Annotated in this window: 14 protein-coding genes; 8 read left to right on the top strand and 6 right to left on the bottom strand. The window is 65.3% G+C overall.

Annotated features, from left to right (window positions below):
• The first annotated feature begins 76 nt into the window (after positions 1–76).
• The 3 genes from sufC to FFS30_RS01325 all read left to right on the top strand — a co-directional run bounded on the left by sufC (position 77) and on the right by FFS30_RS01325 (position 3,358).
• Complete coding sequence (gene sufC / locus FFS30_RS01335) at positions 77–853, top strand: Fe-S cluster assembly ATPase SufC (RefSeq protein ID WP_137911313.1); 777 nt, start codon at positions 77–79, stop codon at positions 851–853.
• Between the two features lies 1 nt (position 854).
• The gene (sufD, locus tag FFS30_RS01330; RefSeq protein ID WP_171014332.1) at positions 855–1,973 is read left to right on the top strand and encodes a Fe-S cluster assembly protein SufD; all 1,119 of its coding nucleotides are present in this window, start codon (positions 855–857) and stop codon (positions 1,971–1,973) included.
• 161 nt (positions 1,974–2,134) lie between these two features.
• Complete coding sequence (locus FFS30_RS01325) at positions 2,135–3,358, top strand: cysteine desulfurase (RefSeq protein WP_137911311.1); 1,224 nt, start codon at positions 2,135–2,137, stop codon at positions 3,356–3,358.
• A 165-nt stretch (positions 3,359–3,523) separates the two neighbouring features.
• On the opposite strand, the gene FFS30_RS01320 is transcribed toward FFS30_RS01325, so the two are convergent.
• The 6 genes from FFS30_RS01320 to FFS30_RS01295 form a co-directional block, all read right to left on the bottom strand.
• A complete protein-coding gene (locus FFS30_RS01320) occupies positions 3,524–4,264 on the bottom strand; it encodes a DUF1080 domain-containing protein (RefSeq protein WP_137911310.1) in 741 nt (246 codons plus the stop codon).
• Between the two features lie 40 nt (positions 4,265–4,304).
• A complete protein-coding gene (locus tag FFS30_RS01315; protein ID WP_137911309.1) occupies positions 4,305–4,859 on the bottom strand; it encodes a gluconate 2-dehydrogenase subunit 3 family protein in 555 nt (184 codons plus the stop codon).
• Positions 4,859–6,556 carry a GMC family oxidoreductase gene (locus tag FFS30_RS01310; protein WP_137911308.1) on the bottom strand — a complete coding sequence of 566 codons (1,698 nt, stop codon included), beginning with the start codon at positions 6,554–6,556 and terminating at the stop codon, positions 4,859–4,861. Before FFS30_RS01310 ends, FFS30_RS01315 begins: the two co-directional genes overlap by 1 nt.
• A 125-nt stretch (positions 6,557–6,681) precedes the next feature.
• The gene (locus tag FFS30_RS01305; protein WP_137911307.1) at positions 6,682–7,686 is read right to left on the bottom strand and encodes a hypothetical protein; all 1,005 of its coding nucleotides are present in this window, start codon (positions 7,684–7,686) and stop codon (positions 6,682–6,684) included.
• Positions 7,687–7,737: 51 nt separating this feature from the next.
• On the bottom strand, positions 7,738–8,742 hold the full coding sequence (gene bla, locus FFS30_RS01300) for a class A beta-lactamase (protein WP_137911306.1): 1,005 nt from the start codon (positions 8,740–8,742) through the stop codon (positions 7,738–7,740).
• Between the two features lie 99 nt (positions 8,743–8,841).
• A complete protein-coding gene (locus FFS30_RS01295; protein ID WP_137911305.1) occupies positions 8,842–9,552 on the bottom strand; it encodes a transcriptional regulator in 711 nt (236 codons plus the stop codon).
• A 64-nt stretch (positions 9,553–9,616) separates the two neighbouring features.
• On the opposite strand from FFS30_RS01295, the gene FFS30_RS01290 reads away from it, so the two are divergent.
• The 5 genes from FFS30_RS01290 to FFS30_RS01270 all read left to right on the top strand — a co-directional run bounded on the left by FFS30_RS01290 (position 9,617) and on the right by FFS30_RS01270 (position 15,054).
• Positions 9,617–11,077, top strand: a complete 1,461-nt coding sequence (locus FFS30_RS01290) for an MFS transporter (protein ID WP_212742382.1) — start codon at positions 9,617–9,619, stop codon at positions 11,075–11,077.
• A 30-nt stretch (positions 11,078–11,107) separates the two neighbouring features.
• Positions 11,108–11,557: a Fe-S cluster assembly sulfur transfer protein SufU gene (sufU, locus tag FFS30_RS01285; RefSeq protein WP_137911304.1), complete on the top strand. Its 450-nt coding sequence runs from the start codon at positions 11,108–11,110 to the stop codon at positions 11,555–11,557.
• The gene (locus FFS30_RS01280; protein ID WP_137911303.1) at positions 11,554–12,105 is read left to right on the top strand and encodes a GNAT family N-acetyltransferase; all 552 of its coding nucleotides are present in this window, start codon (positions 11,554–11,556) and stop codon (positions 12,103–12,105) included. Before sufU ends, FFS30_RS01280 begins: the two co-directional genes overlap by 4 nt.
• A 46-nt stretch (positions 12,106–12,151) precedes the next feature.
• Positions 12,152–12,472: a non-heme iron oxygenase ferredoxin subunit gene (locus tag FFS30_RS01275; protein ID WP_137911302.1), complete on the top strand. Its 321-nt coding sequence runs from the start codon at positions 12,152–12,154 to the stop codon at positions 12,470–12,472.
• 200 nt (positions 12,473–12,672) lie between these two features.
• The gene (locus tag FFS30_RS01270; protein ID WP_137911301.1) at positions 12,673–15,054 is read left to right on the top strand and encodes a TonB-dependent receptor; all 2,382 of its coding nucleotides are present in this window, start codon (positions 12,673–12,675) and stop codon (positions 15,052–15,054) included.
• Positions 15,055–15,066 lie beyond the last annotated feature (12 nt).

Here is a 15,066-nt window from a genome sequence, read left to right as displayed (position 1 = left end):
AGGCATGGGATGAAAAGAAGAGTCGCTGGATTCCCGCCGGAAGCGCGCGGGAATGACAGGCAAAGAGAATGAGAACATGCTGAAAATCGAAAACCTCCACGTCCGCGTCGCGGGTAAGGAAATCCTCAAGGGTCTCTCGCTCGAAGTGAAAGCGGGCGAGGTGCATGCGATCATGGGGCCGAATGGCGCGGGCAAATCCACGCTCGGCAATGTGCTCGCCGGACGCGAGGGCTACGAAGTCACGCAGGGTTCGGTCGTCTATGGCGACAAGAACCTGCTCGAACTCGAACCCGAGGAGCGCGCGGCCGAAGGCGTGTTCCTCGCGTTCCAGTATCCGGTCGAGATTCCGGGCGTGAACAACACTTATTTTCTGCGTGCCGCGTTGAACGCGCAGCGCAAGCATCGCGGCGAAGCCGAACTCGACTCGATGCAGTTCCTCAAGCGCGTGCGCGAGAAACTCGCTGTGCTGCATCTGAAGGACGAACTGCTGCATCGCGCTGTCAACGAAGGCTTCTCCGGCGGCGAGAAGAAGCGCAACGAGATTTTCCAGATGGCGCTGCTCGAACCCAAGCTCGCGATTCTCGACGAGACCGATTCGGGCCTCGACATCGACGCGCTCAAAATGGTCGCCGACGGTGTCAATGCAATGCGTTCGCCCGAGCGCGCCTTCCTCGTCGTCACCCATTACCAGCGCCTGCTCGACTACATCGTGCCCGACGTCGTGCATGTGCTCGCCGACGGACGCATCGTCGAGTCGGGTGATGCGGGTCTTGCACACAAGCTCGAAGAGCATGGCTATGCCTGGGTCGCCGGGCGTCAGGCGCCCGCCGAGGCCGTGGCCGGAGGCGTCTGAAGTGAGCGCACCCCTGCTCGAAGAATTCGGTCGCGGCGACGCGCGCGAGCGCGAGGAGTCGTGGCGCTACAGCAAGACCGCGCTGCGCGCGCTGGCGCAGCAAGACTACGCCGTGGCCGACGCACGGGCCGCTCTACCCGACACACTGCTGGAGCAGTTCGACTGGGCCGCCACGCGCGGCCGCCGCGTCGTTGTGGTCAACGGCGTTTTCTCGGAAGCGCATTCCGACATCAGCGGCGTCGGCGCGTCGGTGACCGTCGGCGAATCCGCGGGCAACGCCTATTCGATCCGCATCGACGGCGATATCGAGCGACCCATGCATGTGGTCTATGCAAACGTGCCTTCGGCGCAGTCGAGTCGTTGGCAGGCGAACGTCGAAGTGACCGTGGTCAGCGGACGCGCGCGCGTGATCGAGCAGTTTATCGGTGCGCAAGGCGAAAGCGTGCTCGGTTCTCTGCGCCGGCGCTACGACCTCGCCGACGCTACGCAGCTCGACCTGGTCAGCCTGTGCGAGCTGCCGGAATCGGTCGCCATGTACCGTCTCGTCGAAGCGCGCGTCGGCGCGAAGGCGCGCCTGCATACGACGCATGTGCTGCTCGGCGGACGCCTGCAGCGCCTCGACTTCCAGGTCGATCTCGCCGGCAGCGAGGCGAGGCTTGAATCGCGCGGCGTTTTCGCGCTGCGCGGACGCGACCATGCCGATACCCAGCTCGACGTGCGCCATCTGGCGCGCGATACGGCCTGCGATGTCGTCTGGCGTGGCGTCGCGGATGCGCGTGCGCGCGGCATCTTCCGTGGCGCGATCACGGTCGCTCAAGGCGCCGACGGCAGCGACGCGAAACTGTCGAACAAGAATCTGTTGTTGTCTTCGTCGGCCGAGATCGACACGCAGCCGGCGCTCGAAATCTACGCCGACGAAGTGAAGGCCGCGCACGGCGCGACCGTGGGCCAGATCGACGAGCGCGCGCTGTTCTATCTGCGTTCGCGCGGAATCCCGCTTGCGGTGGCGAGGCGCATGATGGTGACGGCGTTCTGCGCCGAAGCGCTCGCTGGCATCGGTGACGCCGACTTGCGCGAGCTGCTTGCGCAGCGCGTGCAGGCGGTGTTGCCGGCGGAGTGAAGTGCGACGAAAAAATCCTTCCTCGAACGGAGAAGGTGTCGGCAGGCGCGTGAGGAAACACCTTGCACTCCCTGACGGCCTTTCGGAACTGCAACGGTTTTCTTTCATCCGGTGCTTCGCGCCACCTTCTCCCGGCGGGAGAAGGGAATCAAGAAACAGCCATGACCGATCTTCTAGCCAATCCCTACCGCAAAGACTTTCCGATCCTGTCACGTCAGGTTCACGGCAAGCCGCTGATCTATCTCGACAACGCGAACACCTCGCAGAAGCCGCAGGTCGTGATCGACGCGGTCGAGCGCTTCTATCGCGAGACCAACGCGAACGTCGCGCGCGCCGTGCATGCGCTCGGCGAAGCGGCGACGTCCGCCTACGAGGGCGCGCGCGACAAACTGACGCGCTTCATCAATGCGCCGACGCGCGATGAAGTGATCTTCACCAGCGGCACGACCCAGGCGATCAACACCGTCGCCTACAGCTATGCGCTGCCGCGGCTACAGCCCGGCGACGAAATCCTCGTCACGACGATGGAGCATCACGCCAACATCGTGCCCTGGCAGCTCGTCGCCGCGCGCACCGGCGCGAAAGTAGTCGCGGCACCGATCACGCAGAGCGGCGAGCTGATCGTCGAAGAGTTCATCGCGCGGCTTACGCCGAAGGTGAAACTGGCCGGCGTCACCCACGTATCCAACGTGCTCGGCACGATCAATCCGGTGCGCGAACTCGCCAAGGCGTGCCGCGCGCGTGGTATCCCGCTGCTCGTCGACGGCTCGCAGGCGGCGCCACATCTGCCGATCGACGTGCAGACGCTCGGTTGCGATTTCTACGTGCTGACCGGGCACAAGCTGTTCGCGCCGACCGGCACCGGCGTGCTCTGGGCGCGCAAGGAACTGCTCGCCGAGATGCCGCCGTTCTTCGGCGGCGGCGAGATGATCCGCACGGTCAGCTTCGACGGCACGACGTTCGCCGACGCGCCGCACAAATTCGAGGCGGGCACGCCGAACATCGCCGGTTTCGTCGGCCTCGGCGCCGCGCTCGATTACGTCGCGCAGGTCGGACTCGACGAAATCGGCGCACGCGAGCGCGCGCTGCTCGCCTATGCGACCGATGCGCTCAAGAGTGTGCCCGGTCTGCGCCTGTTCGGCGAAGCGAAGGAGAAGGCCGCGGTGCTGTCGTTCCTGATCGACGGTGTGCACGCGCACGACCTCGCGACCTTGCTCGACCACGAAGGCGTCGCCGTGCGTTCCGGCCATCATTGCGCGCATCCGCTGATGCAGTTCTACGGCGTGCCCGCAACCGCGCGCGCTTCGCTGTCGTTCTACAACACGCGTGAAGAGATCGACGCGTTCGTCGCGGCGATCGCCAAGGTGCGCAAGCTGCTGGCGTGACGGCGCCGGGTATTCGGCACGCCTGCACTGAAGGCGGCAAAAGCGCAGATCTAACCCGGAAGAAGCCGAAATAGCTTCGGCTTGTCTATGTGCCGGCGTTCCTGATCGCGGTTCTCGGCTTTCAGCAAGAAGTCGAGAAAACGCGCGGAGTTCTCCGCGCCGAGCTTATTTGAGTTCGCGGATCATGATGTTGCGGAACCACACGTCGCTGCCGTGATCCTGCAGCGCGATCTTGCCTGAGCGGAACATGCCGAAGCCGGCCATGTCGCGGAACTTGCTGCCGGCAATGAGTTTCTTCCATGCCTCGTCCCATAGCGTCGTTTCGATCACGACGGTGCCGTTGAGCTTTTCGACGAAACGGCCGTGGTCGCTGATGATTTCGAGGTGGTTCCATTCGCCGGCCGGGCGCACGGTTTCGACTTTGCAGGCGATCAGGTCGTAGAGATCGCCGGCCATATGCTTGGTGCTGTGCGCGTCCGAGGCGGCGACGTTGTCGAGTACCTGCGATTCGATGCCGGTCTGCCACGGGAACTCGTGCTGCGGCCCTTCCTGCACGTAGAACATCACGCCGCTGTTGCCGGCCGGCGCAATCTTCCAGTCGATCTTGAGATGAAAATTCGCATAGACGCCGTCGTAGACGATGTCGCCGCCGCCTTCGGACTGGAATCCTTGATCCTTGCGGCCGGCATCGAGATGCAGACTGCCGTCGGCGGCCGACCAAGCCGGGCTCAGCGTCTTCCGATTGTAGCGATGCCAGCCCGTGGTGGACTTGCCGTCGAACAGCAGCTTCCAGCCCTCGCGCTGCTGCGCGGCGCTGAGCGTGTTCGGTTGGGCCGCATCGGCGCTCTCCGCGGCGTGCGCCGCGAAGCTCATCGCGGCTGCGCAAAACAGGATGGCGTATTTCATTGGACAACCTCGCAGGAATGACAAGCCGACGATAACGTGTTTACCACGCCCAGAATGTTTCGCCCTTGTACGCGACGACGCCTTTGTACGGACCGGGCACGGGGCTATAGCGCGACACACGCGTGGTGCCCGCTTCGGAAGTGAAGAAGCTGAGCAGGGTAAGTTGCTTGCACAGGGTGAACCAGTGCGGAGGTTGCTCGCTGTTTTCGCCGAGCATTTGCGCACGGCGTTTCGCCTCGGCGTCGATATCGATCAGAAGTTTGCGCTTCTGCTCGCCGCTGCAGCGGACGAAATCGACGCCGTACTCTTTGCGCGAGCGTGTATCGATATCGCCGAGACCGGCGCGCAGAACGTTGAGATTCGCCGGCGTGTAGCAGGCGGTCGAATAGCGTGCGATATAGGCGCCGACCTGTGCGTCTTTCGCACCGGGCGTGTCGGTGCGCGGCAGGATCGTCTCGGCGATCTCGTCGAGCAACGCGATCTGTGCCGGCGTGTAGGCGCCGGAATCGGCAGCGGCGGCGAATGCGCGCTCCGCGCCGATGAAAGCGCAACCGGTCAGTGCGGCGATGCTGCGCAGGAGTTCGCGCCGATCCATCAGACGATCTCCCCGTGCTGCTTGAGTTGATCGGCCGCGTAGTTCGCCGCGCGCGCGGTCAGCGCCATGTACAGGATCGACGGGCTCTGACTGCCGGTGCTCGTCATGCAGGCGCCGTCGGTGACGAAGACGTTCTTGCACAGGTGCATCTGGTTGTGCGCATTGAGCAGCGAAGTCTTCGCGTCCGCGCCCATGCGCACGCCGCCCATCTCGTGGATGTCGAGGCCCGGCGGTTGGTGGCTGTCGTTGGTCTTGATGTTCTTGAAGCCCGCGGCCTCGAACATCTTGCGTCCTTCGTTGAGGAAGTCGTTGACCATGCGGTCGTCGTTGTCGTCGTAGCCGACCGAAACGACGAGCTGCGGAATGCCCCAGCGATCTTTTTTGTCCGGTGACAGGCGCACGTGGTTCGATGCCTTCGGCACGGTTTCGCCCTGCATGTACATGTAGGCCGTCCATTTGCCGGGCTTGCTGATCGCCTCTTTGTACTTCGCGCCGATCGTCTCGCCGTGCGTGTCGTTGTCGTCGATCAGGCGCCGGCTCGCGCCGGTGAAGATGACGTAGCCGCCGACGAAATCGGCATCCTGTTTATGCACGTTGCGGAAATTCGGGATGATGCTTTCGGCCGGCTTGTAGACTTCGTAGTAAGCATCCTTGAAGCCCTCGATTTCCGCGCCCATGCCGGCGCGGTAGTTGTGGAAGCCGACGTACTTGCCGAGCAGGCCGTTGTCGTTGCCGAGGCCGTTCGGGAAGCGCTGCGATTTGGAGTTGAGCAGGATCAGGGTTGAGTTAAGCGCCGACGCGTTGACGAAGATCACCTTCGCATTGAAGACGAGTTCCTCGTGCGTGTTCGCGTCGATCACCTTGACGCCGCTCGCCTGCTTCGTTGTTTCGTCGTAGAGCACCGAATGCACGACCGAGTGCGGGCGCACGGTCAAGTTGCCGGTCTTCGCCGCCCAGGGCAGCGTGCTGGCGTTCGAGCTGAAATAGCCGCCGAACGGACAGCCGCGCATGCACAGGTTGCGGTTGCGGCAGGTGCCGCGGCCCTGCTTGAGATGGATGTCGCGCGCTTCGGTGACGTGGGCCCAGCGGCCGGAGACGTAGTGGCGGCCGAATTTGTCTTTAAGCACGCGGCGCAGATGCTGCTCGACCATGTTGAGTTCGTAGGCCGGCAGGTAATCGCCGTCGGGCATGGTCTCGATGCCTTCCTGGCTGCCGCAGACGCCGATGAAGTTTTCGACGTGGCCGTACCACGGTGCGACGTCGTCGTAGCCGATCGGCCAGGCGATGCCGTAGCCGAGGCGCTGCGGCATGGTGAAGTCCATCGGTGCCCAGCGCGCACAGGCGCGGCCCCAGATCAGCGACTTGCCGCCGACCTGATAGCCGCGCACCCAGAGAAACGGTTTTTCCTGCACGTAGGGATGGTCTTCGTCCTTGACGAAGAAATGCTTGGTCGTCGCATCGTAGCCGGCGGCGCGCGAGATCAGTGGATTCACCTCGTTCCACGCGCGCGGGTTTTCGCCGCGCAGGTCGAAGTCCCAGCGGCGCAGCGACATGGTCGGGTAGTCCTTGATGTGCTGCACGTCGCGGCCGCGTTCGAGCACGAGCGTCTTCAGGCCGCGCTCGCACAATTCCTTCGCCGCCCAGCCGCCGCTGATGCCGCTGCCGATCACGATCGCGTCGTAGTGTGTCGTCGTCATGCGCCCGATTGTGCGCATGTAACTCGCGCCGCGCCAGGGTCGGGTTTTCGCGCTTGGCCGTAGCGGCGATTCGGCCGATTTGTACCGCGTTCGAGCGCTGGATTTGCGGCGTGCGAGGGCTTTGTTTAGAACTGGCCGAGTTCCGTGCCTTCAATCCATTTCGCGGGCTCGGGCCGCCACGGGCCGTCGCCGAGCACGGCCGCGGCGACGTCTTCGAGCGCGTAGCCGAGCGTCTGCGTCGCCGCGTCCTGGCCTGCGTCTTTCCAATGCGCGGAATTCATGAAGGCGCGATATCGCTGCGGGTCCTTGGCAATCAACAGAGTCATTTCGGTCGCGAGTTCGTAGGACAGCGAGCAGCCCTCGTCGGGGCGCTTGAACGATTTGCCCGACCAGAACTGCTGGATCGTTTCCGCGTTCCAGAACGCGGTGCGCTTTTGCGCGGTTTCCCGGTGGCTGAAAATGCCGCGGCGAGGGTCCACGCTTCTCGGCGCGAGCGCTTGCTCCATATTCACCGCGGTGCCTTCGTTGAGCCAGGCCGGAATCGGCAGCATGGCGAGCAGGCAATGCGTGAGTTCGTGGGCGATGACCGGCTCCATCGCGGCCATCTCCGAAGCTTGGAAGACGAAGTGGCCGTAGCCGTGGTGAATGAACATACCCGAGGACATGGCGAACTCGCCCTGCTGCGGGTAGTAGTTGCCGACGTAGTCGTAGTATTCGTCGAGCGCATCGAAAATCAGCACGACGTGCGGACCGCGTCCCCAGGCAGTGGCGATGCCGTCGAGGTCGCGCAAGATGCGCCTGCGATAGCGCTCGCAGCAGGCCATCGCTAGCTGCAGCGTCCTGCCTTGGAGGCTCGACAGCATCGCGAAAGAATCCGACTGCTCGATGGCGTATTGAGGCCCGAGACGGATGCGCAGCGCGTCGAGCCAGCCGAGCGCGACGCTCCACCAATAGTCGTCGGCGTCGGCGCCGCTCGGCATCTGCCGGTGAGCGGCCGGCCAGTCGACGATGGGAACGGAAGCGTCGGCACGCCAAGGCAATTCGCCGGCGATCGGCTGACGGCGGCGTGGCGCCGCATCGGTGTCGGCGGAGTTGCCGCCTGTGCGGAATATTCTGCTGAGCAGTCCCATCGATCGATCGTTCCCCTGAGGCGCGGTAGTGTAGCCGCGCCGTGCGCTCTATCAAGGATGCAGGGTCTGCGTGACCTCGCGCGTGAGCGTGGCGAAAATCGCGTCGCGTTCGTCCGCGCTTGCCGGCGATGCGGTCAGGAACCCGGCGACGATGACCGTCCGTCCGTCGGGCCAGCTCAGTATGCCGATGTCGTTGTGCGCCGCGGTGATGCCCTCGAACGTGTCCGAGGTGCCGCTCTTGTGCGCGAGGCGCGCGCCCGCGGGTACGCCGCCCTTGAGGCGGTTCGGCACGGTCGGCGAGTGCGTCATCATTTCGAGCATCAGCGCGGTCGATTCGCGCGCGAGCAGTTCGCCGCGCCAGAGTTTGCGCAGGAAAACCACGGCGGCGTCGGGCGTGCTCGTGTCGCGTGGATCGGCGAGGTAGGCGGCGAAGCCGCGTCGCTTGCGCGCGAGTTTCGCTTCCGCCGATTCGCCGGGCGGCGCACCGGCATTCGCGCCGAGGCCGTCGATGTCGTGGGCGAGGCCGGCTTCGTCGCGATCGACGCGCATGCCGTCGACGCCGTGCGCGCGCAGGAACGCGGTCACCGCGGCCGGGCTGCCGAGGAGGCGGATCAGCGCGTCGGCGGCGGCGTTGTCGCTTTCGCTGACCGCCGCGTCGAGCAGCCGACGCACGTCGAATTGCGTGCGCCCGGCATCGAATTCCTTGCGGATCGCTTCGGGGCCGTTGCGCATGTCGGCGCGGGTCAGCGTGACTTTGCGATCGAGCGAGAGAGCGCCATGGTCGACGCGGTCGAGCACCGTTGCGCCAAGCGCCGCCTTGAACGTGCTCATCATCGGAAAGCCGCGGTCGGCGTTGACGCGCCAGGAGCGGCCGCTCTGCAGATCGAGTACGGCAACGCCGAGCACGCCGGGACGCGCCCGTTCGGCAAGCGCTTCGAGCCGGCCTTGCAGATCGGGCGCGGTGGCTTTCGCGGTGGGAGTTGCGGCTGCGGTCATCAGCGGCAATGAGATAAGCGCCGCGGCGAGCAGCAGGCGACGTGCGCGAAAACGATTCATGCCGAAAACCTCGTGTGGGGATGACGTGGGGGAGACCGACTCTCGCGCGGATGAATGGCAAAACAGTGGCACGCGGCGGGCATTTCGGCGAACGCGGCTTCAGCGTTGACGATCGGCGGTCGTGCGCGCGCGCTTCGCTTTCGCCGCGGGGTCGGCGCGCTTGCCAATGCGATACACGCAGCGGCGTGCGCCGGCAAGCAGATGCTGCTCGCGCTGCACTTCGGCTTCGGCGCCGAGCGTTTCGCGGAACAGCTTCAATTCCGAGCGGCAGAAGCCCTGGCAGTTCTGCGCGGCGACGCAGATCGGGCAGTGGTCCTCGATCAGCAGCCAGTCGCGGCCGTCGCGCTCGACGCGCGCCATGTAGCCTTCCGCGTCGCGCGCCGCAGCGAGCGCGACCGCGCGCTCGCCGAGCGTGCGCGCGTCGGCGCATGCTCGCGCATAGGCCGTGCGGCTGTTCGCTTCGCGCCGGGCGATAAGGCGGTCGAGGCCTTCTTCGCCAAACAGCGCGCGCACGCCGTCGAGCAACTCGGCGGTCAACTGCCCGTGCGCGTCGGGAAAGCGCGCATGGCCGTGCGCGGTCAGCGTCCAGAGCTGGCGCGGCCGTCCGGCCTGCGTCGACGGTTCGAGTCGGCCTTCGAGCAATTCGGCCTGCTGCAGCTTGGCCACAAGCTGGCGCACGGCTTCGCTCGAGATGCCGAGCCTGCCGGCAAGCGCAGCCGTGCCCATCGGGCCGTGAGTCTTGAGCAGGACGAGGACGCGCTCGCCCGCCGCACCCGGAGAATTATCAAAGTTCTGTCTTGTACTATTCATCTGCGGTCGATAATATACAAGAAATTACTTGTTTATTATCCAGGCTCAAGCGGTTGCCCGCAACATGATGAATACGAACAGCGACTGCACGGCAGTCGAACCCGAAACCGCCGCTGCCGAAGCGGCCCAGCTTGCGCCTGCCGCAGGCAGCGCAAGCTGGGCCGATCTGCTCGGCACCGGCAACGGCATGCGTGTGCTCGCACTCGCCGGCGGCACGGCGTTGCATGCGATCAATGTCTACATGGTGACGACGGTGATGCCGTCGGTCGTCGCCGATATCGGCGGCCTCGACTACTACTCGTGGAACACCACGTTGTTCGTCGTCGCCTCGATCGTCGGTGCGGCGCTCGCGGCGGCATTGGCGGACGCCTGGGGCGGCAAACGTGCATATCTCGCCGGCCTTGCTACGTTTTCCGTCGGTGCGACGCTGTGTGCGCTCGCCACGGCGATGCCGTGGCTGCTGCTCGGACGCAGCGTGCAGGGTCTCGGCGGAGGCGTGCTGGTCTCGCTCGCCTACGTGCTGATTCCGCGCGTGCTCGCCGAGCGCCTGTGGACGCGCGCGATGGGCCTGGTTTCGGCGATGTGGGGCATCGCGACATTGGCCGGCCCGGCGATCGGCGGCATCTTCGCTCAGGGCGGCCACTGGCGCCTCGCGTTCTGGATGCTGTTGCCGGTGGCGGCGGTTCTTGCCGTTATCGTCGCCGTATGGCTGCCGGCGAGCGGACGCGGCAGCGCGTCGGCGCGCGTGCCGTTCGCCAAACTCGCGTTGCTCGCCTTGTCGGTGCTCGCGATTTCGTTTGCGAGCCTCGCCGCGCAGCGCGGTCTGCAGATCGCCGGCGTCGTTGCCGGCTTGCTGCTCGCCGCATGGATCCTGCGCATCGACCGCGACGCCGTCGTGCGCCTGCTTCCGCGCAGTGCTTTTGTCGATGCACGGCTGATCGCGCTGTACGCGACGATCGGCCTGCTCGCGATGAGCTTCACCGTGGAAATCTTCCTGCCGTACTTTCTTCAGGTGATTCACGGGCACGAGCCTTTGGCCGCAGGCTACCTGACCGCAGTGATGGCGGCGGGCTGGAGTTTCGGTTCGATGACGAGTGCCGGCCGCGCAAAGTTCGCCGCGCAGGCGATCCGCAACGGGCCGCTGCTGATGGCGGCGGGATTGTTCGCCCTGGCGTGGATACTGCCGCACGTACAGGGCTTCCAGGCCGGGGCGGGGTTTGTCGTTCTTCTGGCGGCATTGCTCGCGGTCGGCATCGGCGTCGGCATGGCGTGGCCGCATCTGCTCGCGCGCGTCCTCATCGTGGCGCCGGCCGCGGACAGCTCGCATGCCTCGACCGCGATTTCGACGGTGCAGTTATATGCGATGTCGCTCGGCGCGGCGCTCTCGGGCCTGATCGCCAACGGCGCGGGTTTGACTTCGCCGGGCGGCGTGCCGGGCGCGCAGAATGCAGCGGCGTGGTTGTTCGGCCTGTTCGCCGTACTCGTGCTTGCCGCAGCGCTGTTCGCGCGCCGTGCGGTACGCTGACCACACCGCGCGGCGACGTACAATGAGGGCATGTCCGCCAGCGAGCTTTATCAGCGCCTCGTCCTCGAACACAGCCGTGCGCCGCGCCATTTCGGCGCGCTGGCCGCGCCGACGCACACAGCCGATGGGGCGAATCCGCTTTGCGGCGATGCGCTGCATGTCGAACTGCAGGTCGTCGACGGACGCATCGAGGCGATCGCGTTCCGCGGCGAAGCCTGTGCGATCGCCAAGGCGACCGCATCGCTGCTGAGCGGACACGCGCTACGCTTCGATGCGGACGGCATTGCGCGCCTGGAGGCGCATTTCTCGCGCTTGATCCGCGGCGAAAGCGGTTCCGTCGACGCGCTCGGCGGCTTGAATGCGCTCGCCGCGCTGGCAAACTATCCGGCGCGGCGCAAATGCGCGCTGTTGCCGTTCGCCGCCGTGCGTGCGGCGCTCGCCGGCACGCCGAACACCACGACCGAAGGAAAACCCGAATGACTGCTGTGACCGACCTGCCGAACGAAGCCGCCGTCGAGTTTCGTCTCGCTACCCTGGCCGATATTCCTGCGATCGAAAAACTCGTGACCTCGGCCTATCGCGGCGACGCGAGCCGCGCGGGCTGGACTACCGAAGCGGACCTGCTCGACGGCCAACGCGTCGATCCGGTCGGCATCGGCGAGGTCATCGAAAAATCCGGCAGCCTCGTGATCCTCGCCGCCCGCGGTGTGTTGCTGCTCGCCTGCTGCCATATCGAGAAGCAGGGCGATGCCTGCTATTTCGGCATGTTCGCGGTCGATCCGACCTTGCAGGGCGGCGGCGTCGGCAAGCTCGTCATGGCCGAGGCCGAACGCGTGGCCAAGGACGATTTCGGCTGCACGCGCATGGAGATGACCGTGATCTCGGTGCGTGACGAGCTGATCGCCTGGTACGAACGTCGCGGCTACCGGCGCACCGGCAAGTACAAGCCGTTTCCATACGGCGACGAACGCTTCGGCATACCGAAGCGCGACGACTTGAAGTTCGAATTGCTGGTGAAGACGCTGTGAGCAGTGGACGAGTCGAGCCTTCGCGCCGGCGGCGGGCGCAGCCGCGATGAGTGATTGGATTCGCGTCTGCGCGCAGTCCGAACTTCTGCCGGGCGAGTTCAAGATCGCCTGGGACGGCGACACCGCGATCGCGGTGTTCAATGTCGACGGCGAGCTTTACGCGATCGAAGACATCTGCACGCACGACGGCGGCGAGCTGGCCGGCGGCGATATCCACGGTTTCGAGGTCGAGTGCCCGCGCCACGGGGCACGCTTCGATATGCGTACCGGCGCGGCGCTATGCCCGCCGGCCTATGAGCCGGTCGCGAAATTCCCGGTGAAGGTCGAGAGCGCGCAGGTGTATGTGCGCGACGATCGCTACGACTGAGCGCGCCGCCGCTGCATGCGGCTGCCGTCTGCGGTTTTTGCCTCCATTCTGCTGAGTAGATAAGGCGCCGAAGGCGTCTTACATCCTTTTACTTGTCTGTCGCTTGTGACATAATGCAAATCATTCTCATTTAGATTGTTTTTGATTTGGGCCGGGTATTCCCCGGCCTTTCGACTTGCGCACTAGAAGGATCCATGAAGATGTCTGTGAAGCACGCCCGCCGTTCCTACGTCACCGCCACTGCGAAGCGGCCTAAAAGGCTGATCGCCACCGCGCTCGGCACGGCTTTCGTGTCGATGGCGGCGCCGACGGTCGCGGAAGCGGACGACGCGCCGGGCGCGGGCGATGCGAGCGCGGCCACGCGCAAGCCCGAGCAGCTCGAAGGTGTGACCGTGCAGGGCAATGCACTGCCGCAGGCGTCCTCGCCGAAATTCACCGCGCCGCTGCTCGACACGCCGCGGTCGGTGACGGTGGTGCCGGAAACCCTGCTCAACGACATGGGCGCGGTGGATCTGATCGACGCGTTGCGCGTGGTGCCCGGCATCACTTTCGGCGCCGGCGAAGGCGGCAATCCGCAGGGCGACCGGCCTTATCTGCGCGGCTACGATTCGCAGAATTCGATCTTCGTCGACGGCGTGCGCGACGTCGGCGCACAGACGCGCGAGACCTTCGACATCCAGCAGATCGAAGTGGTCAAAGGTCCGGACTCGGTGTACAGCGGCCGCTCGAACGGCGGCGGCAGCATCAACCTGGTCAGCAAGAACGCGACGATCGGCGACTTCACCCGCGCCACGGGCGAAGTCGGCAGCGCCGGCTACAAGCGCGCGACGATCGACAGCAACGTCATGCTCAGCGACAGCGCCGCGCTGCGCGTCAACCTGATGGGGCACGACGCCGACGTCGCCGGCCGAGACCAGGTATTCAGCCGCCGCTTCGGCTTCGCGCCGTCGCTCGCGTTCGGACTCGGATCGCCGACGACGGCGACGATCAGTCTCTATCATCTGAACACGACCGAGATGCCCGATCCGGGCATTCCGTATCACTACGGTTTCAACTACACCCCGGCCGGCGTGCGCGTGGTGCGGCCCGACGACGGCGGCGATCGCAACAATTTCTACGGCCTGGTCGATCGCGATTTCCGCAAGACCAGCACCAACATCGGCACCTTGCAGTTGCGCCACGAATTCTCCGACGCGCTCGTGCTGCGCAACACCACGCGCTACGGCCGTTCGCGCCAGGACTACATCCTGAGTCAGCCGGACGACAGCCAGGGCAACGTCGCCAACGGCATGGTCTGGCGCCGTGCGAACACACGTGCGGGCAACACCAAGACCGCGATCAACCAGACCGATCTCTCCGGGCATTTCGCCCTCGGCTCGCTGAAGAACGACTTCAACGTCGGCATCGAACTCGCCGACGAGAAGACGACGGTGGACGGCTACAACGTGCCGAACCTCAACGCGGCGACCGCTTGCGGCAAGCTCGGTCCGGGCGCGGCGTCGTACTACAACTGCACGAGCCTGGCCAATCCGAATCCCTATGATCCGTGGCTGCCGGGAACCTTGAACTCGGCCAACGTCTTCGTGCCGGGCGCGATCACGCGCCGCAACGCGCCGACGCGGACGACCGGCACGACCCAGGCGTTCTACGCGTTCGACACGATCCACTTCAACGACCAATGGCTCGCCAATCTCGGCGTGCGCTACGACAGCTTCACGACCAAGGTGCCACTGACCTATTGCCCGGGCCAGGTCAATCAGGCCTGCCCGACCGGCTATACCGGGCCGCGCGTGACCGAGCAGCACAAGAGCGACAACAACGACTGGACCGGTCAGGCCGGCCTGGTCTACAAGCCGGTCGAGCAGGGCAGCGTGTACTTCTCCTACGCGACGTCGGTGACGCCGCCCGGCAGCTTCCTCGCCGAAGGCAGCGACGGCAATCCGATCAGCGTGCTCGATCTGCAGCCGGAGAAGAGCCGCAATCTCGAACTCGGCGTGAAATGGGACCTGTTCGACAAGCGGCTCGCGGTCAGCGCCGACGTGTTCGATACCGAGAAGCGCAACGCGCGCCAGCTCGACGCGAACGGCTGGTACGCCAACATCGGCAAGACGCGCGTGCGCGGCGCCGAAGTGTCGGTGTCGGGCAACATCACCGACACGTGGTACGTGTTCGGCGGTTATGCCTACATGAAGTCGAAGCTGGTCGACGGCGGCTACACCAACGGCAAACCGAACCCGCTCAACGGCACCCCGCTGGCGAACACGCCGGAGAACAGCTTCAGCCTGTGGACCACCTGGCAAATGCTGCCGCAGTTCAGCATCGGCGGCGGCGCGTTCTATGTCGATGAGGTTGCCGGCAGCTACCGCGTCAACGCCAAAGACGGCTTGATCACGGAGTACGGCGTGCCTTCCTACGTGCGCTTCGATGCGATGGCCAACTGGACCGTCAACGAAAAGCTCGGCCTGCGCCTCAACCTGCAGAACCTGACCGACAAGACCTACTACACCAAGGCCTATCCGGCGCACTTCGCCGTGATGGCGCCGGGGCGCAGCGCGGTGCTGTCGGCGACCTACAAGTTCTGATCGGGCAGGCGG

Source organism: Rudaea sp. 3F27F6 (genome assembly GCF_005503555.1).
Lineage (GTDB): Bacteria > Pseudomonadota > Gammaproteobacteria > Xanthomonadales > Rhodanobacteraceae > Rudaea.
Note: the sequence above shows the minus strand (reverse complement) of the source record. Positions and strands in the feature narration are given on the sequence as shown.

Coding starts and splice junctions, on each gene's coding strand:
- sufC (WP_137911313.1), top strand. CDS start 77: ATGCTGAAAATCGAAAACCTCCACGTCCGCGTCGCGGGTAAGGAAATC.
- FFS30_RS01325 (WP_137911311.1), top strand. CDS start 2,135: ATGACCGATCTTCTAGCCAATCCCTACCGCAAAGACTTTCCGATCCTG.
- FFS30_RS01320 (WP_137911310.1), bottom strand. CDS start 4,264: ATGAAATACGCCATCCTGTTTTGCGCAGCCGCGATGAGCTTCGCGGCG.
- FFS30_RS01315 (WP_137911309.1), bottom strand. CDS start 4,859: ATGGATCGGCGCGAACTCCTGCGCAGCATCGCCGCACTGACCGGTTGC.
- FFS30_RS01310 (WP_137911308.1), bottom strand. CDS start 6,556: ATGACGACGACACACTACGACGCGATCGTGATCGGCAGCGGCATCAGC.
- FFS30_RS01305 (WP_137911307.1), bottom strand. CDS start 7,686: ATGGGACTGCTCAGCAGAATATTCCGCACAGGCGGCAACTCCGCCGAC.
- bla (WP_137911306.1), bottom strand. CDS start 8,742: ATGAATCGTTTTCGCGCACGTCGCCTGCTGCTCGCCGCGGCGCTTATC.
- FFS30_RS01295 (WP_137911305.1), bottom strand. CDS start 9,552: ATGAATAGTACAAGACAGAACTTTGATAATTCTCCGGGTGCGGCGGGC.
- FFS30_RS01290 (WP_212742382.1), top strand. CDS start 9,617: ATGATGAATACGAACAGCGACTGCACGGCAGTCGAACCCGAAACCGCC.
- sufU (WP_137911304.1), top strand. CDS start 11,108: ATGTCCGCCAGCGAGCTTTATCAGCGCCTCGTCCTCGAACACAGCCGT.
- FFS30_RS01280 (WP_137911303.1), top strand. CDS start 11,554: ATGACTGCTGTGACCGACCTGCCGAACGAAGCCGCCGTCGAGTTTCGT.
- FFS30_RS01275 (WP_137911302.1), top strand. CDS start 12,152: ATGAGTGATTGGATTCGCGTCTGCGCGCAGTCCGAACTTCTGCCGGGC.
- FFS30_RS01270 (WP_137911301.1), top strand. CDS start 12,673: ATGTCTGTGAAGCACGCCCGCCGTTCCTACGTCACCGCCACTGCGAAG.